The 23416-nt window shown below is 70.2% G+C and carries 27 protein-coding genes; 23 read left to right on the top strand and 4 right to left on the bottom strand.

The genetic code is table 11. The features are described 5' to 3' along the window. The first annotated feature begins 66 nt into the window (after window positions 1-66). The 21 genes from J8M51_RS22715 (at window position 67) to J8M51_RS22615 (ending at window position 17859) form a co-directional block, all read left to right on the top strand. The gene (locus tag J8M51_RS22715; protein WP_179203473.1) at window positions 67-228 is read left to right on the top strand and encodes a hypothetical protein; all 162 of its coding nucleotides are present in this window, start codon (window positions 67-69) and stop codon (window positions 226-228) included. Window positions 229-252: 24 nt separating this feature from the next. Then, window positions 253-615, top strand: coding sequence for a hypothetical protein (locus tag J8M51_RS22710; RefSeq protein ID WP_267299421.1), 363 nt, complete (start codon window positions 253-255; stop codon window positions 613-615). Next, window positions 612-1412, top strand: a complete 801-nt coding sequence (locus J8M51_RS22705) for a DUF317 domain-containing protein (RefSeq protein ID WP_086761151.1) — start codon at window positions 612-614, stop codon at window positions 1410-1412. The genes J8M51_RS22710 and J8M51_RS22705 overlap by 4 nt, the downstream gene beginning before the upstream one ends. A gap of 31 nt (window positions 1413-1443) precedes the next feature. Further along, on the top strand, window positions 1444-1800 hold the full coding sequence (locus J8M51_RS22700) for a hypothetical protein (protein ID WP_086761149.1): 357 nt from the start codon (window positions 1444-1446) through the stop codon (window positions 1798-1800). Beyond that, the gene (locus J8M51_RS22695; RefSeq protein WP_086761147.1) at window positions 1791-2621 is read left to right on the top strand and encodes a DUF317 domain-containing protein; all 831 of its coding nucleotides are present in this window, start codon (window positions 1791-1793) and stop codon (window positions 2619-2621) included. The genes J8M51_RS22700 and J8M51_RS22695 overlap by 10 nt, the downstream gene beginning before the upstream one ends. Before the next feature lie 72 nt (window positions 2622-2693). Continuing rightward, on the top strand, window positions 2694-3218 hold the full coding sequence (locus J8M51_RS22690) for a hypothetical protein (RefSeq protein ID WP_179203368.1): 525 nt from the start codon (window positions 2694-2696) through the stop codon (window positions 3216-3218). 121 nt (window positions 3219-3339) lie between these two features. Next, window positions 3340-4104, top strand: a complete 765-nt coding sequence (locus J8M51_RS22685; RefSeq protein WP_086761143.1) for a DUF317 domain-containing protein — start codon at window positions 3340-3342, stop codon at window positions 4102-4104. A gap of 126 nt (window positions 4105-4230) precedes the next feature. Beyond that, window positions 4231-6027, top strand: coding sequence for a type IV secretory system conjugative DNA transfer family protein (locus J8M51_RS22680; RefSeq protein ID WP_398856676.1), 1797 nt, complete (start codon window positions 4231-4233; stop codon window positions 6025-6027). Further along, window positions 6024-6359, top strand: coding sequence for a hypothetical protein (locus tag J8M51_RS22675; RefSeq protein ID WP_107473820.1), 336 nt, complete (start codon window positions 6024-6026; stop codon window positions 6357-6359). The genes J8M51_RS22680 and J8M51_RS22675 overlap by 4 nt, the downstream gene beginning before the upstream one ends. Further along, window positions 6356-7078: a DUF317 domain-containing protein gene (locus tag J8M51_RS22670; protein ID WP_256966019.1), complete on the top strand. Its 723-nt coding sequence runs from the start codon at window positions 6356-6358 to the stop codon at window positions 7076-7078. The genes J8M51_RS22675 and J8M51_RS22670 overlap by 4 nt, the downstream gene beginning before the upstream one ends. A 31-nt stretch (window positions 7079-7109) precedes the next feature. Beyond that, window positions 7110-7493 (top strand): hypothetical protein, encoded by a 384-nt coding sequence (locus J8M51_RS22665; RefSeq protein WP_086761139.1) that lies wholly within the window; start codon window positions 7110-7112, stop codon window positions 7491-7493. Between the two features lie 180 nt (window positions 7494-7673). After that, entirely contained in the window at window positions 7674-8276 is a 603-nt protein-coding gene (locus J8M51_RS22660; RefSeq protein ID WP_086761137.1) for a hypothetical protein, read from the top strand. A 39-nt stretch (window positions 8277-8315) separates the two neighbouring features. After that, window positions 8316-9167, top strand: coding sequence for a hypothetical protein (locus tag J8M51_RS22655; RefSeq protein WP_086761135.1), 852 nt, complete (start codon window positions 8316-8318; stop codon window positions 9165-9167). Window positions 9168-9235: 68 nt separating this feature from the next. Then, entirely contained in the window at window positions 9236-10258 is a 1023-nt protein-coding gene (locus J8M51_RS22650; RefSeq protein ID WP_256966017.1) for an alpha/beta hydrolase, read from the top strand. Window positions 10259-10404: 146 nt separating this feature from the next. After that, complete coding sequence (locus J8M51_RS22645) at window positions 10405-11118, top strand: hypothetical protein (RefSeq protein ID WP_086761133.1); 714 nt, start codon at window positions 10405-10407, stop codon at window positions 11116-11118. A gap of 279 nt (window positions 11119-11397) precedes the next feature. After that, window positions 11398-12270: an adenine nucleotide alpha hydrolase family protein gene (locus J8M51_RS22640; protein WP_086761157.1), complete on the top strand. Its 873-nt coding sequence runs from the start codon at window positions 11398-11400 to the stop codon at window positions 12268-12270. Between the two features lie 5 nt (window positions 12271-12275). Then, complete coding sequence (locus J8M51_RS22635) at window positions 12276-13556, top strand: DNA cytosine methyltransferase (protein WP_267299698.1); 1281 nt, start codon at window positions 12276-12278, stop codon at window positions 13554-13556. Further along, complete coding sequence (locus J8M51_RS22630; protein ID WP_267299420.1) at window positions 13556-14683, top strand: DnaB-like helicase N-terminal domain-containing protein; 1128 nt, start codon at window positions 13556-13558, stop codon at window positions 14681-14683. The genes J8M51_RS22635 and J8M51_RS22630 overlap by 1 nt, the downstream gene beginning before the upstream one ends. Window positions 14684-14750: 67 nt before the next feature. Further along, the gene (locus tag J8M51_RS22625; RefSeq protein WP_267299419.1) at window positions 14751-16112 is read left to right on the top strand and encodes a DUF317 domain-containing protein; all 1362 of its coding nucleotides are present in this window, start codon (window positions 14751-14753) and stop codon (window positions 16110-16112) included. Between the two features lie 207 nt (window positions 16113-16319). Next, the gene (ligD, locus tag J8M51_RS22620; protein WP_086758038.1) at window positions 16320-17294 is read left to right on the top strand and encodes a non-homologous end-joining DNA ligase; all 975 of its coding nucleotides are present in this window, start codon (window positions 16320-16322) and stop codon (window positions 17292-17294) included. A gap of 238 nt (window positions 17295-17532) precedes the next feature. Continuing rightward, entirely contained in the window at window positions 17533-17859 is a 327-nt protein-coding gene (locus J8M51_RS22615) for a hypothetical protein (RefSeq protein WP_086758036.1), read from the top strand. A gap of 256 nt (window positions 17860-18115) precedes the next feature. On the opposite strand, the gene J8M51_RS22610 is transcribed toward J8M51_RS22615, so the two are convergent. Continuing rightward, window positions 18116-18319, bottom strand: coding sequence for a hypothetical protein (locus tag J8M51_RS22610; protein WP_086758034.1), 204 nt, complete (start codon window positions 18317-18319; stop codon window positions 18116-18118). An 85-nt stretch (window positions 18320-18404) separates the two neighbouring features. Beyond that, window positions 18405-18743: a DUF6233 domain-containing protein gene (locus J8M51_RS22605; RefSeq protein WP_256965330.1), complete on the bottom strand. Its 339-nt coding sequence runs from the start codon at window positions 18741-18743 to the stop codon at window positions 18405-18407. 64 nt (window positions 18744-18807) lie between these two features. Here J8M51_RS22605 and J8M51_RS22600 point away from each other — a divergent pair, with 64 nt between their 5' ends. Both J8M51_RS22600 and J8M51_RS22595 read left to right on the top strand, forming a co-directional pair. Continuing rightward, a complete protein-coding gene (locus tag J8M51_RS22600; RefSeq protein WP_086758033.1) occupies window positions 18808-19842 on the top strand; it encodes a DNA polymerase Y family protein in 1035 nt (344 codons plus the stop codon). Between the two features lie 32 nt (window positions 19843-19874). Then, a complete protein-coding gene (locus tag J8M51_RS22595) occupies window positions 19875-20273 on the top strand; it encodes a DUF6292 family protein (protein ID WP_267299418.1) in 399 nt (132 codons plus the stop codon). 372 nt (window positions 20274-20645) lie between these two features. Here J8M51_RS22595 and J8M51_RS22590 read toward each other — a convergent pair whose 3' ends face one another. Both J8M51_RS22590 and J8M51_RS22585 read right to left on the bottom strand, forming a co-directional pair. After that, window positions 20646-23102 carry a DUF262 domain-containing protein gene (locus J8M51_RS22590; protein WP_086758029.1) on the bottom strand — a complete coding sequence of 819 codons (2457 nt, stop codon included), beginning with the start codon at window positions 23100-23102 and terminating at the stop codon, window positions 20646-20648. A 31-nt stretch (window positions 23103-23133) separates the two neighbouring features. Beyond that, complete coding sequence (locus J8M51_RS22585; protein WP_143673262.1) at window positions 23134-23313, bottom strand: hypothetical protein; 180 nt, start codon at window positions 23311-23313, stop codon at window positions 23134-23136. Between the last annotated feature and the right edge of the window lie 103 nt (window positions 23314-23416).

Raw genomic sequence — 23416 nt, 5'->3', positions numbered from 1 at the left:
TCTGCCGGCACCCTCGAACTCCATCAGCGAACCGGAGCACCCGTAGTACCGCACACGCCCCCGCCGATGTCCCGCCACCTCACCCCCTGCCTCGCCACAGCCCTGTTCCGCCGCTATCTACGCTCCTGTATCCCCACCAGCCCCCACCGGATCGTCCCGCCGCCCGGTGAACACCCCGAGGCCGGTCTCGACACGGCACGACGGTTCGGCCACCGCCACCACCACTGATCCTCAACCCCGCCCCGGAGGACCATGCCCCACCCCGCCCCGAACCCGGCCCCGGACCGGCTGGCCGACGAGATCGCCCGCCGCCTCAGCGAACTCGCCGACCGCCTCTCGATGTTGCCGTCCCGTGAGGCCACGCAGATCATCGCCCGCGTCCTGGACCCCGAGGACGGAGTCCTCGGCCGCTTCACCCACCTCGTGATCACCGGCAGCTACTTCGCCAAGACCCAGGCCGAAGAGGGCTCCCTGCCCGCAGAGGTGTGGCTCGCTCTCGGCCGGGCCGCCAACGAACTCCATGACATCGGCCTGGACCTCGACGAGCACACCGACACCCTCCAGCGCCTCCACACCCGGCCCGCCTCCCCGCTCGTCGTACGGCGCCACCGGTGAAGCGACAGAAGGCGCAAGGGTGGGGGCCCGGCGAGGAGGCCGAGCAGCACTACCTCGTCCAGCCCCGCGCCCTGGCGGGCGGCGGCGACCTGCGGCACGTCTCGGAGTTCCTGCGGGCGAGCGGCTGGCAGGACAGATCCCGGCGCAACGGACCGCTCGTCCTCGACAGCCCCGACCGCACGATCCGCATCGGCTACAACCCCCATGTCCTGCCCGGCGGTTGGACGATCCACAGCAAGGCCACCGCGCACCAGGAGGCGTGGACGGTGTCGCTGGGCCGGCAGACCCCGGTGGAGATCGTCGCCGGACTCACCGACGCCCTCACCCGCCCCCGCGCCGCGCACGCCCCCGACGTCTGGGCCCCGCTGCGGGAGCAGCGCTGGAAGCCCAGCCGCCGCGACGGATACTTCGGTGCCACGAGCCCCGACGGGGCGGCGTGGATGCAGTTCCGTCACGACCCGGACGGTCAGGCCCTGTGGTGGTCCGGGGCCCGGGACGAGCAGGGTAACGGCTGGAACGCGACGTTCACCGCGACCACGCCCATGCACCTGGTCCAAGCCTTCTCCGACGCCCTCGCCAGTCCCGAGCCCGTCATGCGGCCCCGCGGGCGCGTCCCGTTCAGCGCGCGGATCCGCACCACTTCCGTCTCCGTCCTCCCCTCCCAGCTCGGCGCCTGGCAGCAGGCGCGCGTCCACGCCGCCCGCGCCGCCACCTGGGCTCGCGGAGCCCAGGCGTCCGGCCGCCCCCGCACCACTGCCCGCCCCTACACCAACCCCGGTGCACGCGCCCGCCGTTGACCCGCCCCTTCACGCCTCTCCAAGGAGCCTTGTGCCCGCCCCGACCATGGACGACCTCCGCACCGCCACCGAGACCTTGTCCCGGCTCACTGAGTACCTGCGCGACGCCCCCGACCCGAGCGTGGCGCTCGCCCTGGTCGAACCGCTGCTGGACGAGTACACGGGCATCCCCGTCCAGTTCGGCGACACCCTGCGCGCCCTGGCCCGCGCAGTCCAGGAGCACCCGGACACTCCCCGCACCGCCGGTCTGCGCCGCCTGGTCGACGAGTTGCGCACCGCCGCGTGGGAACAGTCCGACCAGCACACCCTCCACTACACCCTCGACGACCTGCGCACCCTCCTCAAGAACACCTCCCCGGCCATACCGGAGGGCAGCCGATGCCGGTGAGCGAGCGGCAACTCGCCCAGTTCGCCGACAAGCACGCCTGGCAGATCCCCTTCGACACCAGCCCCCGCCACCTCGCCGGCCCCGGCGACGCCCGGCACATCACCCACGGCCTGGCCGCCGCCGGATGGAGTACGGTCTCCGACCCGTTGAGCGCCGAGATCGTCCTGCGCAGCCCCGATCTCCATCACAGCCTCCAGTTCGATCCGCAGCCCGCCACCTCCGCGTGGTGGCGGCTGCGGGCCGAACCCACCGGCAGCGAGCCGGGCTGGTACGCAGAGTTCGGTGAACTCGTACCCGCCGAGGTCCTGGCCGGCTTCACCGACGCCCTCATCGCCCCGCCCCCGCCTCGCCAAACGGACCCGTGGCAGCCGGTGACGGCGGCGGGCTGGCACCGCGACTCCGACGACACGGCACACTCACCGGACGCCATGTGCCACATCGAACGGCGCCCGCTGAGCGAATTCCACGAGCGGCCGTCCTGGCACGTCGAGACCCGCGAGCCCGGCCACGGACGCTACCCCGGCCCGCGTATCTGGCACGCCTTCCTCGACGAGCGCGTCCCCGCCCGCCTAGCCGCATCGTTCCTCACCGTACTGACCGACAACAGCCCGCTCCAGCGCGGGATGTTCGACCGCACCGCCCACCACAGCGCCGTCAAGGAACCGAGCCGACGGAGCCCCGAGCAGGTGGTCGACGCGCACACCGCGCGTATCGCCTCGCTGCGCGCGCGGGCCCGCTCCGCCCGCCGGCAGCAGACGAACCCCGCACCGGCCCCGGCCACGGCCCACACCCGCGCCTCCCCGCCGGCCGCCCGCCGCTGAACCGACAGGACTCCCCTGATTCCCTCCGATCACCGCGCACACCGCCGCCTCCTGCGTCACCTCGACCGCTACGTGAGCGACAGCAAGAAGATCCTCGACGCCTGGGACGCCTACACCGACGAACACACCGACCTCGACGGATGGCCCCACGACGACCACGCCTACGGCCTGCGCGCCAGCCGTCGCGACGCCGACACCGCCGAGGCGTTCGAGCCGCTCCGCCACGGCGCCCGTCACCTGCTGGCCACCGCGGAGACCCAACTGGGCCGCCTGCCCGCAGGCGCCGTGCAGAGCCGCTGGGTCTACCAGCTGGGTGTCCTGCACGCCGGCCTCGACCGACTCGAAGAACTCCACCAGCAGTGGCGGGAAACCCGGGACGCCCTCCCCGCCACGGCCACGCCCGGCACCCCGGTCTTCGACGACGCCCTCGCCGCGTACCACGCCGAATCGTGGAGCTACCTCGACGACTGGGCCTCCCACGGCCACACACTCCGCGAGATCAACACCGCCGCCCGCAAAGCCCCTTCGCCCCTGGCGCCCGCGCCGGTCCAGGCCACGACTTCTGCCGCCGACCGGCGGGCCCCGGCCCGGAAGTGACCCTGCGCTCACCTTCAGCAGAACACGCCGGACGCGCCCGCCGCCCGCACTGCGGCTCCGTTCCGCCATCCCGTCGTGCGGGGGTGAACCCGCCCCGCCCAACCCCGTTTCACAGGAGCACATGTCCCACACCGCCGTCCCCTACGTCCTGGCGGCTCCCGGCTATCTCGTGGGAGGCGGGGCCTGGGAGCAGCTGACCGAGTGGCTGCGGCACGGCCATGGCTGGCGAGATGTGTCCAGGATCGACCAGCACACCGTCCTGCACAGTCCCGACGGTCGATCGGCTGTCGCCCTCGACCGCCGGTATGCCTGGACCTGGAGCCTGTGCACCGCCTCCGTCAACGGCCGGGGCGGCGGCGCGGCGGTGCTCGGAGGGCACCTGCCGGTCGAGTACGTCACCACCGTCGTCGAGGCCATGCTGGAGCCGGTCTCCGTGCCCGACAGCGATGTTCTCGGCCCGTTGCGGGAGACGGGATGGACCGTTGCGGAGGCTGATGGTCTCAGCGTCGTGTCTCCGGACGGTCTGGTCCACGTCAGCGACGATCCCACGGCCAAACCCGGCTTCGTGCGGTGGCGTGCCGACTGCACGGTCGACGGGTTCGAGTGGTGGACAGCCGCGTTCAGCGCCGACACTCCGCCCGACGTCGTCGCCGCCTTCACCCGCAGCCTCGCCTCCGACGCCCCGCTGCCCCGGATGGCCATCGGCACCCCGCTGTACAAATGCGCGCCCTATACGCGCACCAGCCCGACCTCCTACGACTTCGACGCCGAGCAGACGCTCCTCGACACACGCATCGCCGAGGCCCGCGCCCGCCGCCTCGCCGACGGATCGCCCGCCGCACAACCGCCGTCCACCACGCGGCTGCCTCTCCGTCGCACCCGCTGACCAGCCCCCTCGCGTCCGGTCCCCTCCTGCATCGGGAGATGTCCGCATCTGTCCTACCGCGCCGCACTCCGCAGCCGCCATACCGCATGCGCTGCCCAGCCCTTCCTTGACCTGGAAATCCTGCCCTTGCCGAACTCTTCGACCAGCCCGCACAGCAGCGACGGCTATGACCTCGCCTTCAAGGCCCTCCTCGGCGTACTCGCCGTCGTCGTCCCCCTGTCCAACCTCGCCTGGCTGACCGGCAACCTCACCAGCCGGATCACCGACTCCGGGCCCTGGGCCCCCTATCAGCCGATCGACGCACTGCTGCGCCCCGAACAGCTCTGGCCGTCCGTCGGGGAAACACCCCTGCTCATAGGGGCCCGCATCCTCCCCGTCACCGTGCTGGTCGCCCTCGCCGTGACCATCACGGTCGTCTGGTCGCGGCACAACCACGGTGGCGGCCGGAAGAAGAAGGTCACCGGCATGGCCAAGGCCCGGGACATCGAACCGCTGATGGCCAAGGCGATCACCGCCAAAGCCCGCTCCCTGCGCCCGAGCCTGAAGAACGCCAAGCACATCGACGCCTCCGACACCGGCATCCTGCTGGGCAATCTGCAGGGCACCCGGCACGAGGTACGCATGGGCTACGAGGACGTAGCCGTCGCCATCATGGCGCCCCGCTCGGGCAAGACCACCTCGCTGGCCATCCCTTCAATCCTCAACGCCCCCGGCCCGGTCCTCCTGACCAGTAACAAGGCCGCCGGCGACGCCTTCACCGCCACCGTCGACGCCCGCGCCGGCGTCGGGCGGGTGTGGTCGATGGACCCGCAGCAGATCGCGCACGTCGAACGGACGATGTGGTGGAACCCGCTCGCGGACGCGAAAACCCTCGACGGCGCCGGGCGGCTGGCCGGGCACTTCCTGGCCGCGTCGGTGGACGCCTCCCAGCAGGGGGACTTCTGGTCCAAGGCCGGGTCCAACATCCTCTCCCAGCTGTTCCTCGCCGCCGCCCTGGACGACCGGCCCATCACCGACGTCATGCAGTGGCTGGCGTTCCCCGCCGACCGCACCCCGCTCGACATCCTCCGCGACCACGGCTTCAGCGCGGTCGCATCCCAGCTCAAGGGCACCGTCGAAGGCCCACCCGAAACCCGGGACGGCATCTACGAAACCGCCCGCCAGTACGCCGCCGCGCTCCTGAACAGCGAGATCGCCGCCTGGGTCACCCCCCAGCCGGGCGTGCGGGAGTTCGTCCCGTCCGAGTTCGTCGTCGGCACCGACACCCTGTACCTGCTGTCGAAGGACGGCGGCGGCGGCGCCAGTGCGCTGATCGCGGCGTGCGCGGACTCGGTGATGCGGGCCGCGACCGCCCAGGCCGAGCGTGCCGGCGGACGCCTGGACCCGCCCATGCTCGCGATCCTCGACGAGGCCGCCAACGTCTGCAAGATCTCCGATCTCCCCGACCTGTACTCCCACTTGGGCTCGCGCGGAATCATCCCGATCACGATCCTGCAGTCCTACCGGCAGGGGCAGAAGGTGTGGGGAGACGCGGGCATGGACGCCATGTGGTCCGCGAGCACGGTCAAGGTCATCGGCTCCGGCATCGACGACCCCGACTTCGCCGACAAACTCTCCCGCCTCATCGGCGACCACGACGTGGAGACCACCTCCACCTCCGTCTCCGAGTCGGGCAAGTCGACATCGGTATCGATGCGGCAGGAGCGGATCCTGCCCGCCGACGCGATCCGCGCCCTGCCCAAGGGCACCGCCCTCGTCTTCGCCACCGGCCTGCGCGCCGCCATGCTCGACCTTCGCCCCTGGTACACGGAACCCGGCGCGCAGGAACTGTCCGCGGCATCCTCCCGCGCCTCGCAAGCGATCACCGCCCGCGCCGTCGCGAAGCACACGCCACCGCAGTCCGACTTCGAGACGGCCGCGTGAGCGACACCCCGCTGCACCTGGTACCGGTCCGCTCCCTCCAGGCGAAGGAGTTCGTACGGACCTGGCACCGCCACCACCCGCCGCCCGCAGGGCAGATCTTCGCGGTCGACGCCGCCGAGACAGGCATCCGCGCGCGGTCGCGATCGTCGCCAAGCACTCACCCCAGCCAGACACCTACGGCACCGCCGGACAACGCCCGCCCCCAGCCCCTCGCAACACGCTCGTTCGTCCCCTTCACCGTCCCGGAGCTCTCCATGCAGATCACTGACCTGGCGACGGCGCCCTCGAAGGCCGCCTCCACACCGCCCGCGATACCAGGAGCTTGCCGGTGACGCCTTTCACGGCGCAGGACCGGGTCCTGGTCTCCCCGCGCTATCTGGCGGGTGCGGGCGACCGGCTCACCGATGCGGTGGGCCCGCTGATCCACCTGTTCGGCTGGCCTTACGAGCACGAGCGCGCGAGCGGACGCATCCGCCTCGACAGCCCCGACGGCAGCACGTTCGTGAGCTTCGACCCCCGAGAGCCCCACGGTCACTGGTGGACCGTCGCGCACCACGAGCCGTTCTGGGAGGCCCGGTTCACCCGGCAGACCCCGATCGAGGCCATCGCCGCCGTCGCCCAGACCCTGCCCCAGCTGCTCGGCGACGACCGCCACATCGACCGGATCCCGCTCACCGCCACTCCCCTGGCGCAGATCGCCGACCTGAACCACTGGACTCGCGAGGGTGACACCTTCGCCTCGCCGGACGGCTACTGCCATCTGAAGCACATCGTGGGGGAGGAGACCCCGTGGCGATTCCGGCACCACGTGCACGGGGGCTTCGACACTCACTGGTATGCCGCCTTCACGCAAGACACCCCCGAGCGGCTCGTCGCTCAGTTCTTCACCCACCTCGCCACGCCCACGCCGGTCGAGCGCGTCTTCGGTGACGTTCCCCACCTCGTGCAGAGCCTGGACGAGGCGCTCATCACCCCGGTCCGGGCAGCCGCCGTGAATCCACACCTGCACCACGCCGCCGCCCAGCTCGGCCATGCCTTCCGCCGCCGCTGACCCCGCCACCGAACAGGGCCCTCCACCCGCGATGACCAACCCGACCGCGCCGGCCGAACACCTTCTGCTGCCGGCCGCCGACTTCACCCGGCACAACGACGCCCTGGCCGGGATACACCTGGGCACCTCCGGCCCCGCCACCGCCCTCACCCACCACACCGACCTCACCCAGCATCTGGCCGAGTCGGCGCTGTACATCGTGAACGTCCTCAACGCCCGGCCGATGTACCGCAGCCGCGTGATCCGCCCGTGTACGCGCGGGTGCAGCAACTCGCCCAGCTGGCCACCGACGCCGCCGGCTACCTCCGGATCGCCGTGGACATCATCGACGACACCCGCGCCGGAGTCCCCCGCCAGGGCGACAGCCCGTCCCTGGCGGAAGCCGGCAACCGCGTGCCCCTCGCACAGAACCTGACCGCCCTCGGCGCCCCTGATGCCCTGACGACCGCCGAACTGTACGTCGATCCCGCCACCTCGCCGCCACCTTCGGCCGACCACGCCTCCCGGCACCCACCACCCCGCGCCCGGCCGCGACCGCAGCACGCGCAGCAACCCGCTGAACCCCAACTCCCCCGCACCGACCACCCGGAACTCCATGGCCGTCACCGACCACCACGACATCTTCATCGGCTCGACCGACGACGGCTGGACCTTCCTTGTCGTCAACCGGCCGATCCGCAACGCCGCCCGCATCCTGACCGGTGCAGGGTTCACCACGCGGACACTTGAGGGCCGCACCCTCTACCTCCTGCCGCCCGAGACCGCCGAGGACGCACACGAACGCGCAGGCATCGCCGCCTACGGACTCATGGCCCACACCATGGACCTCGTCGACCTCGCCTGGACCACCCGCCACGCCAGCGCCGACGGTGCCCCGTACGAGGCGGTGGTTCGGTTCCACGACGGGACGGTCACCGCCACCGCCCGCACGGACCGCGCGAGCGAGGTCCTCGCCCAGAACGGCTTCGCCCCCGCAGAGGCATCACGCGAGTACACGCTGCCCGCCGGACTGAGCGAACACGACGCTGTGAACGCGCTCGTCCGTGCCGAGACCCACCTCCACTCTTGCGGCATCCCCGTGCGCGTCGGCCTCGGTATCCCAACCGTGCAGGACATCCCGCCCCCGTCCTCGCGCCCCGCGGCCACGCCAACACCGCTCCCACCGGACCAGACCCGCCACCGCCGCCGCCACCGCTGACCGGCCCCCTTCTTTCTCCTCTTCTTCTCCCGGAGCACCATGGATCGGATCGACCTGTCCGCCGAGACCGGCCACCTCACGCGGCTCGCAGCCGATGCTGACCTTCTTCACACCGAGGTCCAGAGCCTCGATGTGATGCCGGGAAGCGACGCTCTGCACCGGCTCGCCCCCAGGATCCGCCAGATCCACCAGCTGGTCGCCCAGACCCTGGCACGGCTGACCGTCCTCGACAGCAGCCACTACCGCACCCTCTCCGGCAGCCGCCCCACCCTCAACGCGCTGGCCGCCGCAGCAGCCCACGCCTCCCGCTCCGCCAGCACCCTCGCCGACGTGGCATACGGCAACTCCTCCGACACCATCACCATCCCCCACCGCCCCGCAGCGGACGAGACCGCTGCCCGCGAGACACACCATCAGACAGCCAGCACCGGCCTGGCCGAGTATCTGGACGATGCGGCCGGGGCACTCGACCTGTGCCCCACATCCTTGTCCCGGGCACTCACCGGCATCACGGCAGACCTGACGAGTCATCCGGAACTGGCCGCCCCCGTACGGAAGATCACCGATTTCCAGTACGCCACGCTCCGTGCGCTGTCGGAGCAGGGCGGCACCCTCTACGTGACCGGCCGACGCGACACCCTCCAGGCGATCCTGAACACCAGCGGTGCCCGGATCAACATCGCCACGTTCCGGGCGCTGCAGTGGCGTGGCCTCGTCCGCGTAGTGGAGCACCCCACCGCCGCCACCCGACACCAGGGCCGACGCATCGCCGTCACCCCCAATGGGCGGCGTGCTCTGGCCCACCACACACCCGCCCGCACCGCGACACCATCCACGCCCTGCCCACCGAAGCTCACAGCAGCATCACGGGCAGTCAGGGGTGCTCGCTGACCGGCTTCGCCCCTCAGCCGGGTGGGCGGCACACGCCCGGCCTCGTACCTTCTCCCGGGAGTCCCTCCGTGCTCAATCCGACTTCCTCCACGGAGGTGTTGTCGGTCCCCGCCGCCGACGGCACCCCGTTGGCCGTCTACCGCGACACCCCGGCCCGCCCACGGTCCGACGGAGCGGTGATCGTGCTGGTGCACGGCGCGTCGGTCACCGCGGACCTGTGGCGCCTGCACACCCGGCACCTGACCGGCCTGGGCCACGCCGTGCTGCGCCACGACCAGCGCGCACACGGCCACACCCCGCGCGGCCGAGCCCCGCTGACCGTCGCCCAGCTCGCCGACGACCTCCACCACGTCCTCGACGCGCTCGCCCCCACCGGACCGCTGGTGCTCGCCGGCCACTCCCTGGGCGCCCTCGTCCTGCAGGAACTCGCCGCTCTGCACCCCTCGCTCCTGCCCCGGATCCGGGGCATGGTGCTGCTGTCGGCCACCGCCCACGGCACCAGCGTCCTGACCGGCCGGAGCCCGCGCGCCCTCCTGCTCGCCGCCGGACGCAGCCTCACCGCCCTGACCTGCACCCACGCACCCCAGACCGTGGACCGCGTACGGCGCCGACTACCGGACACCCACCGCCACACCCTCACCCCACACGCCGGCACCGGGCCGCACGACGGTCCGCCGCCGTGCCGCGACGGCGTACGCCACACCCCCACCGCCGATCTCGCCGCGCTCTGGCAGTCGCTGCGCCGCTACCGGGCCCGCCACCTTTCCGTACTGGAGCGGCTCGGTGGGCAGTTGCTGCTGATGGCCGGTGCGGACGACCGGCACATCCCCGCCGCACACACCGCACACCTGGCCAGCCATCTGACCGTCGCCCGCCTGGAGATCCTGCCCAGCACCACCCACCGCCTGCCCGTCCGCCACCACGCACTCATCAGCGCCCGCATCGCACGCCTCGCCGCTGGGCCGCCCTCCGACTCCCACCGCCCGAAGGACCTGCCATCCCTCCTCCCGAGAAGCCCGCACCAGGGCGTACCCACCAGCCCGAGAGCCGGCGCACCGACCGCTACGACTGGGAACTGGCCCGCGGGCTGATCACCGCGTTCGGACAGTCGAAGACGCTCCGCGCGTGGGCGGCCGACGAACGCTGTGCCGTCAACCACGAAGCCCTCCGTACCCGACTGGCGCTGAGGTGGGACCCCGAAGCAGCCCTCACCACACCCCGCCACGACAGACCGGACATGACCTTCACCCACGCAGGGCGGACGCTCTCACTGCGCGGCTGGGCCGACCAGAGCGGCATCGCTTACCACACGCTCTACGGCCGGATCAAAAGGTCGGGCATGACGTTCGGCGAAGCACTGAGCAAGGGCGGCGACGGACCCCATTTCACCCTGCACGTCACCGCGTTCGGCGAGACGAAGCCCCTCAGCCACTGGGCGGTCGATGCCCGTGCCGCCTGCGCGTACGCCACACTCCGCCGCCGCCTGCTCCAGGGCTGGGACCCCGAACAGGCCATCACCCAGGAACCGCACGAGCGCTCCACCCTGGGCACGGGCCTCCCGCACCGCGCCTTCGGGCTGAGCATGGGACTCGAAGACTGGGCACGCCACACCCAGATCCCCGCCGGCGACCTGCGCCACCGCATCCACCAGCACCAACTGCCACTCGAAGCCGTACTGACCAGCCTGGGATGGACCCCCCACCCCGAGGAGCACCCCGAGCCCGACCTGCTGCGCATCACCACCGCACAACTGCAGCCCGGCGACCACATCCTCGGCGTCGAACCCCACGGCACCAGCGGGCAGTTCCTCACCATCCGCCGCAGCCACACCAGTCCCGCACCGCCGGATCCCGCCCCGGGCCGTACGCCTCCTTCCCCCACAGGTTCCGTGCACACGATGCCGGCACCCCCACAGCCCAGCACGCCCCGTGCACCTTCCGCGCGGCGCTGACGCCCGCCGGGCCACTGACCGGCACGGCTCCCTGCCCAGCTGCTGCCGGCACCCGGCCCTCCAGCTCCCACCCGCCGGCAGCGCCTTGGCGTCGCAACGGCACACATCGCCCCGCGATCCAGGAGGAGTCCTCGCTCTCCTGGTACCGAACGCGGCCTCGCTGTGTCCCCGGGAAATCCGCTGCCACCGCACTCCCTTCCTTCCCTGAACTGGAATTCATTCTTGCCCGAACCTGCCCTCCGTATCATTTCTCTTGGCGCCGGTGTGCAGTCCAGCGCTATGCTCGCCCTGTCAGCCCAAGGCATTCTCCCGAAGGTCGACTACGCGATCTTCGCCGACACAGGATGGGAACCCAGGGCCGTCTATTCCCACCTGGACCGCCTGGAACGCGAGATAGCCGAACCGGCTGGCATACCCGTTCTGCGTGTCTCCTCGGGAAACATCCGAGAAGACGCCCTGAACCCGGACCACCGCTTCGCTTCCATGCCACTGCATGTCCTCAACCAGGACGGCAGACCAGGTATGACCAGGCGCCAGTGCACCGGGGAATACAAGATAAAACCAATTAAGAAGAAGGTCCGGGAACTCCTCGGCCACCCCTACCCGCAGCGCATCCCCAAGAGTACATTCGTCGAGCAGTGGGTGGGAATCTCCACGGACGAGTTCCACCGGGCCAAGGACGCCGACGTCCAGTACATGCGCAACCGGCACCCGCTCATCGAACTCGGCTGGACCCGCACGGAATGCCTCCACTACCTCGAATCCATCGGCCTGGATAACACGCCGAAATCGAGTTGCCTGGGATGCCCATTTCACGGAAATGCGCAGTGGCGGAATATCCGTGACAACTCTCCCGGGGAATGGGCGGACGTGGTCGCGTTCGACGCGGCGATCCGTCAGGGCAACGCCCGCGCGAACGCCTCCGGCAACCCGCTGCTCGGCGAGGCGTTCCTCCACCGCTCCCGCGTCCCGCTCAGCCGGGCCCCCATCGACCATGTCACCGCCGCCGAACGGGCGGCGATGCAGCCCGAACTCCCCGGCACCGCAGCGGAACTTGAGGTGCTGGAGCAGGGAGTCGTCGACGGCTGTTCACCGTGGGCGTGCCGGGGTGAAGTCGAGGCAGTGCAGGACGACTTCGGGCTGGCCACTTGAGGGGGATCATCCTCGATCTGTTCGCCGGGCCCGGCGGTTGGAGCCACGCTCTCACCGTTCTCGGCGCCCGCGATGTGGGCCTGGAGTGGGACGAGTGGGCATGCAGGACCCGGTCTGCGGCTGGGCAGTTGACGATCCGGACGGATGTCGCCGCCTATCCGGCGTGGATCTTCTCCGGCCGTGTCCTGGGGCTGATCGCCTCTCCTCCGTGCCAGGCATGGAGCATGGCCGGCAAGCGCCTGGGGCTGGTCGACCAGCCGCTGGTCCACCAGGCCGTCGCCGACCTCGCCGCCGGACGCGACACCCGCGAGCAGCTCCTCGGCGCGTGCGCGGACGAGCGCTCCCTCCTGGCCGCCGAGCCCATGCGCTACCTCCATGCCCTCAACCTGGCCGGGGAGCCGGAGTGGGTGGTCATGGAGGAGGTCCCCGACGTGCTGCCGCTGTGGCGGCAGTACGCGGCCGTCCTGCGCGGCTGGGGGTTCTCGGTGTGGACCGGGATCCTCAATGCCGCCGACTACGGCGTCCCCCAGACCAGGCGGCGGGCGATCCTGATCGCCTCCCGGACCCGCACCGCCCAACCCCCGGCGCCCACCCACGCCCCGGTCGCCGAACCGGAGTCGCTGTTCGGGCCGGGCCGCGCCCGCTGGGTGTCCATGGCCCAGGCCCTCGGCTGGGGCGCCACCGACCGCCCCGTCCCCACCGTATGCGCCGGCGGCGGACCCGGAGGCGGCCCCGAACCCTTCCCTTCCGGCTCCCGCAAGACCCTGGTCAACGCCCGCGACCGCGGCACCTGGACACCCCGCCCCGACACGGACGCCCCGACGACCCACCGGGCAGGAACCGGCCGGCCCGCCCCGCACGGAGTCCACGGCAACCAGCCGGCCGACACACCCGTCCCCGCCCTCACGGTCGAAGCACACCGCTGGGCCTGGTCCCTGCGCAACAACAACCAGGCCAACGCCACCGTCAGACCGATCGAGGAACCGGCCGGGACGCTTTTCTTCGGACGTCGCGCCAACGAATGCGCCTGGATCGCTGAACGGGTCGGCACTCCGCGGGTGGATGCAACGGGGGTGGCGGCACCCGTGTCCCCGGCGCCGATCCGGATCACCGCCCGGGAAGCGGGCGTGCTGCAGACCTTCCCCGCCGACTACCCCTGGGCCGGCAACAAGGGACAGCAGTTCTCCCAGATAGGCAACGCCGTCCCCCCGCGGCTCGCCGCCCACCTCCTCGCCGACCACCTGCGCGTGCCCCTCGACCCCGACGACTTCACCCTGGCCGCCTGATGCCCCCCACCCCCGACAATGCGGTGGACGACCTCGACGATCTGCCCGACACGTATCCGCCGCAGCCCGTGTACTACGCCGAGCAGGCCCTCCTCGGCGCTCTCCTCCTCCAACCCCACCGCCTCCACGAGGTCGACGGGATCACATCCGACTCGTTCTCCAACTACGCGCACGGCGCCCTGTTCGACGCAATCCGCGTCCTGCCCGCCCCCGACCCGAACCAGCACACGCAGGACACCAGCTGGCTCAACGCGGTCCTCAACGCCGCCCGCGAGCACGCCCGCGCACTGACCGCCTCCTACCTGCACACCCTCGTGCAGGTCTGCCCCCGGCCCCGTCACGCGCCGGCCTATGCCCGGCTGGTCGAGGCCGAACACGCCCGCCGCCGAATACGGAAAGCCGCCGAACGCCTCGTCCACACCGTCCACGGCATCTCCCTCCCCGATCCCGTGCAGCCGGTGCTCGCCGAGGCCGACGCGCTCGCCGCGGTCGTGGACGACATCGCCGGCCGGTTCCCGCCCCGCGCGGGCGTGCTGCCCCGCACCACGCCACCGCCGCCTCCCGCCGCGCACGACCCGGCGGAGGCCGTCGAGGAGGAACAAGTCCTGCTCGCCACCGCGACGGCCTATCCCGGCGAGATCGGCGCCGTACGGTGGCTGCTCCCCGGCGACCTCACCCTTCCGTTGCACGCCGGCCTGTGGCAGTGCCTGACCGCCCTGGCCCACCGACGCGAGCCCGTCGACCCCGTCACCGTCCTGTGGGAGGCCCAGCAGCGCGGCCTGCTGGACGACGGTCGTGAGGCGGGCGAGGTCCTGCGCATGCTGGCCGAACCGGCCGGTTCCATCGAGCGCTGGGGCGAACGGGCCCTGCGCCGCTCCCTCCTGGCCACCGCCGAGCACACCGGCCGGCGCATCGAGGCGTACACAGGCGACCCGGCGAACACCCCGTTCCAGCTCGTCGTCGGCGCCCGACGCGCCCTCGCCGACATCGCCGCCGTCCGCACCCGCTGGCAGCACGCCACCTCACCCACCCCGCCCCAACGGCGGCGTCCGGCCGTCACCACCCGCGCCGGCCCACCGACCACCACGGCCGCGCACCCCGCCCGCTCCACACGAGCAACCCGATAGCCCCCGCACACACGCCGGTGGCCGGGCCGAAGGGTCCGGCCACCGGCAGAACAGACGAGACCCCACCGTGACTCCCGCCATCGACGCCCACGTCCGCCTCGACACCCACCCCACCCACCCCAGCGCCGTGCAGGCCGTCCTGAACGGCACACAGGCCCACATCGCCCTCACCGCTCTGGAGGCCGCCGACTGGCACGTCGCCGCCACCAACGTGCTGGTCCTGGCCCGCATCGATCACGAAGAACCCCACTGGGCAGGCGACGCGGCCAAACACCTGAGGGCCGAAGGCATCACCGTCGAGATCACCGCGCGGCTCCAGGAAGCCATCGACGAGGAATGGACCTGGCCGAACTACCCGATGTCCTGGTGCACTCGCAGCGAGATCCGCGAGGTGTCCCAGCAGGCGCAGAAGATCCACGACGACATCCGCCACGGCCATCTCCTCATCCACGCCCACGCCCACGACGGCCACACCACCGTCGCGGTCGGCACTTACCTCCACCAGGGCGGCACGTCCGTGTACCTCCACGGCGAGGACCACCTGCGCCAGGTCGCGGACACCTTCGACTCACCCGCCCAGGCGCTGGCAGCCTTCGAAAAGGTCCACGCAGCCTCGATGCGCCCCGGCCCGGCACCCCTGACGGATACCGAACGCGCCGCCATCGCAGCGCGCTCCGTCTTCGACGTCACCACCGCCAAGCCCGAACCATCCCGCACAGCGCGGGAGACCGTCCCCGCCTACCTGGCCGATACCGGCGACCACGACGCACTCCTCGACACCTTCCTCGACACGCACAGCACGTTCCAGAAGTGGCGGACCTGGTCGGACGAGACGACCCACGCCATCCACGAGTCACAGACCTTGCGCATCGAGCGAGTCCACGAAACCCACCCCCGTGACACCGCCTGGACCGTCGCCGTCTACGAGACCCCCGTCTCCGACCGCATGTGGCACCTCACCGCGACCGGCACCACCCCCGCCCCCGTGCTGCAGGATCTGCTCATCCACCTCGCCGACGGGAGTGGCTGGGACACGGTCATCGGCACCCCGGTGGACGAGTGGACGGTCACGGCAGCCACCCAGCCGCTCTCCGACGCCGGATGGAAGCACACCGTCAGTGGCCGATGGATCCGCTGGACGTCCCCCGACGCAGACGCGGGCGTCCAGTTCGACGCCTTCGCCGCGCAGCAGCCCAACAGCACCCTCGCCACCTGGACCATCTGGGCCGGCCCCAGCATCGACCACCCCACCTGGACCATCACCGCCTCCCCCTCCACCCCCAGCGCAATGCTGGCCGGCCTCGCCGAGACCCTCGCCCACGCAACCGGCACACGACACACCCACCCCGCACGCCCCGCGCACGCCTCCCCGACCCCACAGGTCGCACCCCCTCCTCCCGCACGAGGCACGCGACGAACCCGCGCCTGAGCCGCCCCAGCGGTCCGCCGACTGGGACCCGCCGAATCAGCCTCGGAACGCGGCCTATGCGACTCCCAGCGGGCGCGCGGACGCCCGCCTCAGCCCTTACGTGGGGGCCGCGGGCGAAGGTGATCCGCAGCGCTGACGGCGGGGCTGTCCGGGGTAATGTCGGGCCGCTCAGGTGACGATGCACCCGCCTGCGGCCACACCTGGCCCATGGACCCGCTTCCCGCCCTCGCACCCATGCTCGCCTCCGCCGGGAGTCTGCCGCTGCCCGGCGGCGACGAACGGTGGGCGGTGGAGACCAAGCAGGACGGCCAGCGCGCCCTGGCCTTCCTGCCCGGCGACGGCACGGTCTCGATCCGCTCCCGGGGCGGACACGCGGTCACCGCCGCCTACCCCGAGCTGCACGGCCTGCCCGCCGCGCTCGGCGGCCGGTCGGCGGTGCTGGACGGGGAGATCATCGCCACGGACACGGACGGCCGCCCCGACTTCGAACTCCTCCAGTCCCGCATGGGCCTGGCGCACAGCCCCGACCGCGCCGCCCGCCTGGCACTGCGGGTACCCGTGCTCCTGGTGGTGTTCGACGTGCTCTACCTCGACGGTCGGGATCTCACCAGCCTGCCCTGGACCGAACGCCGCCAGACCCTGACCGGCCTCGGCCTGCACGGTCCGGCCTGGTCGGTGCCCGCGGCTGTCGTCGACCACGCCGCAAGCGCACTTCGGGCGACCCGGGAAGCCGGGCTGGAGGGCGTGATCGCGAAACGGCTCACCTCGCCCTACCGGCCGGGCGTACGTTCCAGCGACTGGCTCAAGATCAAAAATGTACAGACCGCCGATGCCGTCATCGGCGGCTGGGTGCCCGGCACCGGCCGACTGGCCGGACTGCCCGGCGCCGTCCTCCTCGGCGAACTCCGCGACGGCCCGCTGCGCTACATCGGATCGGTCGGCACCGGCTGGAGCGACGACGAACGCCGCCGACTCGCCGACCTGCTCGCGGTGGCCGCCTGGACCACCTGCCCCTTCGCCCCCGCCCCCAAAGTGCTTGGAGCCCGCTGGGTCCTGCCCCGCCTCGTCGCCGAGATCACCTACACCACCCGCACCCGAGCCGGATACCTGCGCCACCCCTCCTGGCACCGGCTCCGCCCCGACCTCGCCCCCGACGACCCGTCTGACGCCAGCCACTCGTAGAAGCGTGTCCGGGAGGAGGAGCCCGGTAGGTGCGCATGTTGAGGTGCCGCGTATTCCTTATGACGGGCGATAGGGGCGTCACCGTGTGTGGTCGCCAGGGGCACTTCGGTTCCAGATGCCGCCCCGCAGTCGCGGACGATCGCGAGGACGCAGAGGCCAGCAACCCAATCCCAGCAAACGTCACCCCGCAGATGGGGACACAATGGCCCCAGCCCGACTAACCACAAGGAGAGCCGATATGACCGTGACACAGGCCGATATCGACACCCTCACCGCCTCCCACCCGCAGCTGAGCGGGAACGGCTACGGCCCCAGCGCCTTCGCCCCGACGCCTGTCACGCTCGACGAGGTTCAGGCCGCCCACGCCTGGATCGCTGAGCAGCCATGGCTCAATGCGCCAGGGGAGATCTCCTCGTACACCCACAAGCATGCAATGGAGACCACGACCGGCACTTACGTCTCGAACGGGGCGTTCATCGCGGCGGCGCTCCTGCATGCCCCGGCCGGCCTGAAGGTCAAGCTGGACGACCTGAACCCGGCGATCGGGATCAAGAGGCAGGGGTAACCCGGCGGCGCCGTCAGTCGCGTCACCGCCCTCACTGGCAAGGTCACCCCGTGACGGGGTTCCTGGCATATCTGGGTCATGCCCCCGCAAGCGGGCATGTTGAGGTGGTGCGGATTCCTGATGGCAGGCGATGGTGGCGCTCCCAGAACGCCACGGCCAAGAAGGCGACGCAGGCCAAGAGGACCGCGGCAAGGGCGGCCACCCGGAAGCCGAGGCGGAGTGCCTGAAGTGCCGACGCTCTGGGACGTGCCGGGGGCTACGGGCGGGTGTTGACGTAGCGCACGGCCGCGCCCCATGTGTCCTGCACAGGGGAGAGGCACCACTGACACAAGGGCGCCCCGCCAGCGCCGTACTTGTGCGTCTTGCGTTGGCAGCCGGAGCACAGACCGACCCGGTCGCCGGGGCAGACCAGCGCGGACGGGTCGGGTTCGGTGATCGGAGACACGGTGATGGTGGTCATCGGCGGTGTCCTGTTCCGGGTGATGGGCGCGCTCGGCCCGCGAGGCAGCATACGGCTCGCGAAGGTGCGTCTCCCTCTCTGGGACTTACTCCAGGATGCCGAGGTGCTGGTCGGGCCGGCAGTGTGTGCAGGCGCGCAGGCCCGATGCGAGGAGTCGTCGCGCTTCGTCGCGGCCGACGGGGCGGCGTCGCTTTCCGGCGGCGTAGCAGCCGCCGACGTGCAGCTCGACGGCCGGGCGGCCGACCCCGATGCCCAGCTCGACGAGCCAGTCCGGCTCCGCCGGCTTTCTCTGCCTGCCGCGTGCGACCTCGGCTTCCCGCTCTTCCAGAGCGGCGATCTTGGTTTCGATGCGCGATACCCACATCAGATGCCAGACCCTCAGCGTATGCAGCCGGGCCAGGTCGGGAGGCAGGTCATCGAGCACGGTCGGTCCTAGGTTCCTCGTCGCAGGGCTTGAACCCTCACACTTCGAATTCTAGTTCGATATCATGGATGAGGAGGAGGTGGGTCTCGTGACCGCGGGTGAAAGGGTGCGTGAAGTGTCGACGGTGATGCATGTGCGCTGCCCGGACAGGGTGCGGGAAGACGTCTACCGGCAGGTTCTGGAGCAGCTGGCCGAGCTGTCCCCGATCGTCCAGGCGCTCCCTCCGTCGGCCGCTCTCGTGGAGCTGAAGGGGGCCTTGCGCTACCACGGCGTTCACTCCCGACGTCTGGGGGAGGTCCTGCGGGTCCGTACGATCTCCCGGCTCGGTGTCGACGTCCGCGTGGGCATCGGCCCGAGTGTCAGCATCGCGGCCACCGCGTCCGCGCAGGTCCCGGCCCCCGGCGGCGTCCTTGTTGTCGAGCCCGCGGAGGTCGCCGGCTGGCTGGGGCCGCTGCCGGTCGAGACCCTCCACGGGATCGGCCCCCGGCAGGCGGAGGTACTGCGCGCGTACGGCATCGACCGCGTGGGCCTGCTGGCCGCGGTGCCGACCGCCACCGTCCAGCGACTCCTGGGCGGTCGCGCCGGGCGGCTCGCCGCCGACCGGGCCCGCGGCATCGACCCCCGCCCCGTCACCCCGCGCTCCCTGCCAGCCTCCGCCGCGGTCCGCTGCGCCTTCCCCCGGCACACACTGGACGGAGCCGAAGTCCGCGCCGCCCTGCTCGGCCTGGTGGTCCAGCTCGGGCAGCTCCTGCGCCACCGCGACCAGGCCGCCCGCGCCCTGCATCTGACGCTCCGGTTCGCCGGCGGCGGCACGTGGGAGACCACCCGCCGACTCCCGGAGCCCTCCGGGCACGACGAGGACCTCAGAACCCTCGCCTACCGGATGATGGACGCCGCGGGTCTCCAGCGCGGGCGCCTGACCGGCCTCACCCTCACCGGCCAGGACCTGGCCGACGCCGGGCAGGTCACGCTGCAGATCAGCCTCGACCGGGAACGCGAGGCCCGCCTGACCGCCGAGGCCGTCAGCGACCGCATCCGCGCCAAGTTCGGCGCCGACGCCATCGGCCCGGCCGCCACCCGCCTGCGCCCCGCCTCCTGAACCGGCCCCCGACTCGCCGGGAGGCGAGGGACATGCCGCTCCACCCGCCCGGACTCCTGCCGTACGAGCTGCTGCCGCACTGGCCCTACGCCCGCGCCGTAGACCAGGCCCTCACCGAGCGCGGCATCCCGCCGGGGGCCGTCCGTGTCGAGCGCACGGGCCGCGAACACGGCGAGACGATGTACCTCGTCCTCGGCTGGGACATCAGCCGTACCGTGCGCCCCGCAGGCATCCGCCTCACCTGGAAGGAGGACTCCGGCTGGGCCTATGCCTTCCTCGGACCATGCCAGCGGATCCTCCCCGCGGCCCCATCACCCCGCTCCGCCGCATCTACGCGCTGCCTGACGCGGTCGCCGAAGCGGCTGACACCCTTGTACGCACCCGCCATCTGCCCTCGGGCGAGTACGACACGGAGTGGGAACACGCGGTAGACGTACGGGCGGCGATCGCCGCGTTCCGGCCCTAGCCAAGGCCGACAGGGCCGGAAGATCACTTACGGTTCGCTGCCGGCCAGTCCGAGCTCTGCCATGGGCCGGGTGGTGGTGACGACGTGGACGCGGCTGCCGCGAGCGTAGTCGGCGAGCGCCAGGGAGAGCTTCAGCTCGGTGGCGTAACTTCGCGCGGCTGCGGCCAGCTACGTCGAGCAGGCCCTCCTCGATCCGCACCGTCTCGCCGACGTGACCGGCATCGCTGACCACCCTGACAGTCCATGGCCTCGCCTCTGCGGTGCCCGAACCCATCGGCACAAAGCTGGTATTGCGTTTCGTTGTTGGGGAACTCCGACGCCCAACTGGCCTGTGGAGCTACGCCGTTCCAACCGCTCCTCCGGCATCCTCACTCTCGTCGAGCTCGTCGTTCTCGATCTCCACATCCTCGACCTTGACCACCGGATCACCACTAGCCTCAGACAACTCCAGGCCGAGCCAGCCTTTGAGTCGCGTGTAGGCCAGACGCAGGAGGACGTCAGCACGCTGATCCATGAACGTCGGATCCCACTTGTCCTCACGCTGCCCCAGTGCCCGCAGGTGCGGGAGGTAGCGCGACATGGCCGCTAGATCTTCAGTCGCCTGCGCGAAATTCAAGCCAGAACTGTCGAGGATCGACTTCCCGTCGTCGGCCGTCGGGGCACCGAGTGCCGCATACAAGACCTTCTTCTCGTTCCAAGGCCGCGAGCTGAGGGACGCGTTGGCAGCGCCTGGCGCCAGGACCAGATTGCCCAGCTTGTGGACGGTCTCCTTCTCGCTGTAGAACTCCTCATCCCACCCACTCGTGGCCTGCTGTGGTGCGATGTGTTCGATCGTGAAGTGCGGCTCGTCCGCCCAACCGTCTGCGGTGAAGCAGGAGGCGACCCCCGCCTTGCCTTGGATAATCAGTCCCGGATTCTCCAGATCTTCAGTTGTGTCGTGATATGCAGCCAGAAGCAGGAAACGCGTCAGGGGGCGGCTAATTTTGTAGAGCGGCAGCGCGGAAGCAGATGCCAGGAACGACGCCAAGTTTTGGACACCGCCGAGCTTAGGGTGCAACAAACGCTCCGCGAGTTCCTTCTTCAACGCCTCAGCGTCGACGATCGGATCGGGCTTCGTAGCATCGGGCTCTGCCCACTGCCGGGCTAGGGGTCCAATGCCCGTGAGTGAGTCCCCGGCCATGACCGCCCGGTACTGGCTGTCGATGTTGCCCGTGCCGCGGCGGGTTGCTCGCCAGAAGACCGTGAAGGCAGTGATTGCCTTGATCGCCTTCTCGAACTCGGCGATGCGCTCGGTCCTCGCTTCCCCTTCGTCCGCGTGGACAGCTTCAGAGTAGAAGCGCACGAGCGGCGCGATGGCAATGGTGTGATTGAGTGAATTGAGGAAGGCCAGACACAATTTCACAGTGTCCGTCATGGCAGTGGCTTCTAGCCCAGCTAGCGTGCGAGGAGCGTTGGCCGCGGGCCCCCAGGCATTCCCGACAAAGGCCGCCGTGTCGCTTAGATGGCGCAAGTACGCGCTTCGATCATCGGCCGAGTCCTTGTGGCGCTCAAAGGTATCGCGCATGTAGACCCGCTGATCCGGGAGGCGCTTGGAGAGCTTCTCCCCAGTCTCTGTCAACGCGAAAGTGACCAGCAGGTCTCGAGTTGCGTTCTGAAGCTTGTCTCCGACGTCGAAACGGTCCAGGTATCCCTGAACCGCCTTCATGTACGCGTGCGCGTCCGAGTCCTGGTAGTCCTGAATCTTCTCTGCCATCACCACCCGAGGGAGGAAGGTCTCGAAGGCGGTCAAAGGCTCGCCCGTGGTATTCAACGACTCGAAGATCGTGAAGGCGTAGTCCTCGTCCTTGCCTTGCACGACCGTCAGAGCGATGCGGTTCAAGCCATAGGCAGCAAACATGACGAGTCGCATCAGCTCAGCCTCGGGCTCGTCTTCCAACTCCCCCAGCCAAGCGCAGAGCTCGGGGTCGAGTTCGTGGTTGAAGAGCGCACGCTGGAACTCGATGTTGGTGGCAAGGGTGGCTAGCGGCGGCAGATCCTCCAGCTCCTCGATGGACTTTCGCTGCGACAGCTTGGTCAACCCCGTACGGATCTCGTTGAACCTCTTGATGAGGTCGCCTTCTCCTTCACCCGCGTTCTGTCGCGCCGTCGGCCTGAAGTCCGTCGGCTTAGACTCTGCCGGCTCACTATCGACTAGCAAAGAGTACGTGTAAATAAGGTTGGCGATCGGCGACTCATACTGCTTGAGCTTCTCGTCCCTGGCCCACTGATCCACGAAGGCTCGAATGAGGCGCGGGTAGATCGGCGTACTTCCGAAGTTCTTTCGCTCATAGAACGCCGCCGCAAGCATCTGCAGGATGTCACTCGTTTCCGAGTAGAGGTGAGTCCGAGCACTGTCGGCCGGATCCGGCGTCTTGCCCTTGAAGACCTTCCATGCCCGCTGACGAATGAGGTTGTGCAGGCCGACCAGCAGGATAAGAAGGCTCGACAAACGCTGCTGACCATCGATCACAGTAAGGACCTTGGACGGGACCTCGGACTTGACGATTGGCTTCACCGTGACGTGGTTGACGTCATGGATGGTGATGACGGTCCCCAAGAAGGTGAAACTGTCCGGCGCCTTGCCTAGATTCTTGAGACCATGCAGCGTGTCGTCGAGCAATTTCTCGACCTTGTCTTTGCCCCAGCCGTACGGACGCTGATAAGGCGGCAGGTAGAGGCCCAGACCATTGTCAGACAGCAACTCGCGGACACTCTTACTCTGCGCCTCGAATATTTCCTTGGCCTGCGTAGGCATGCGTAGTCCCTTTTTCGTCCAGCAGGTTCGGTCAGATCAGATGCGGAATCACCTTGGACGGGACCTGCGACCTGCATTTCGGCTCAACGGTAATGTAGTTGATGTCGCAAAGCATGATTACAGCACCGAGGAAACAGATCGAGTAATCAAACTCGGCAAGCCGTTCAAGGCCGTGCGCGACACCGCCGAGAAGCCACCTGATCTCGGGCAACTTTCAGGTGTACGCGCACTATCACGGAGGAATATAGAGCCCCTGACTGGGCTCACTGAGGAACTGAAAAACTCACACGGTTCCGCGTCAAAAATCTCGCGAG

The organism is Streptomyces griseiscabiei (genome assembly GCF_020010925.1).
Taxonomy (GTDB): domain Bacteria; phylum Actinomycetota; class Actinomycetes; order Streptomycetales; family Streptomycetaceae; genus Streptomyces; species Streptomyces griseiscabiei.
The sequence above is the reverse complement of the archived record's forward strand: the minus strand, read 5'-3'. Positions and strand labels throughout refer to the sequence as shown.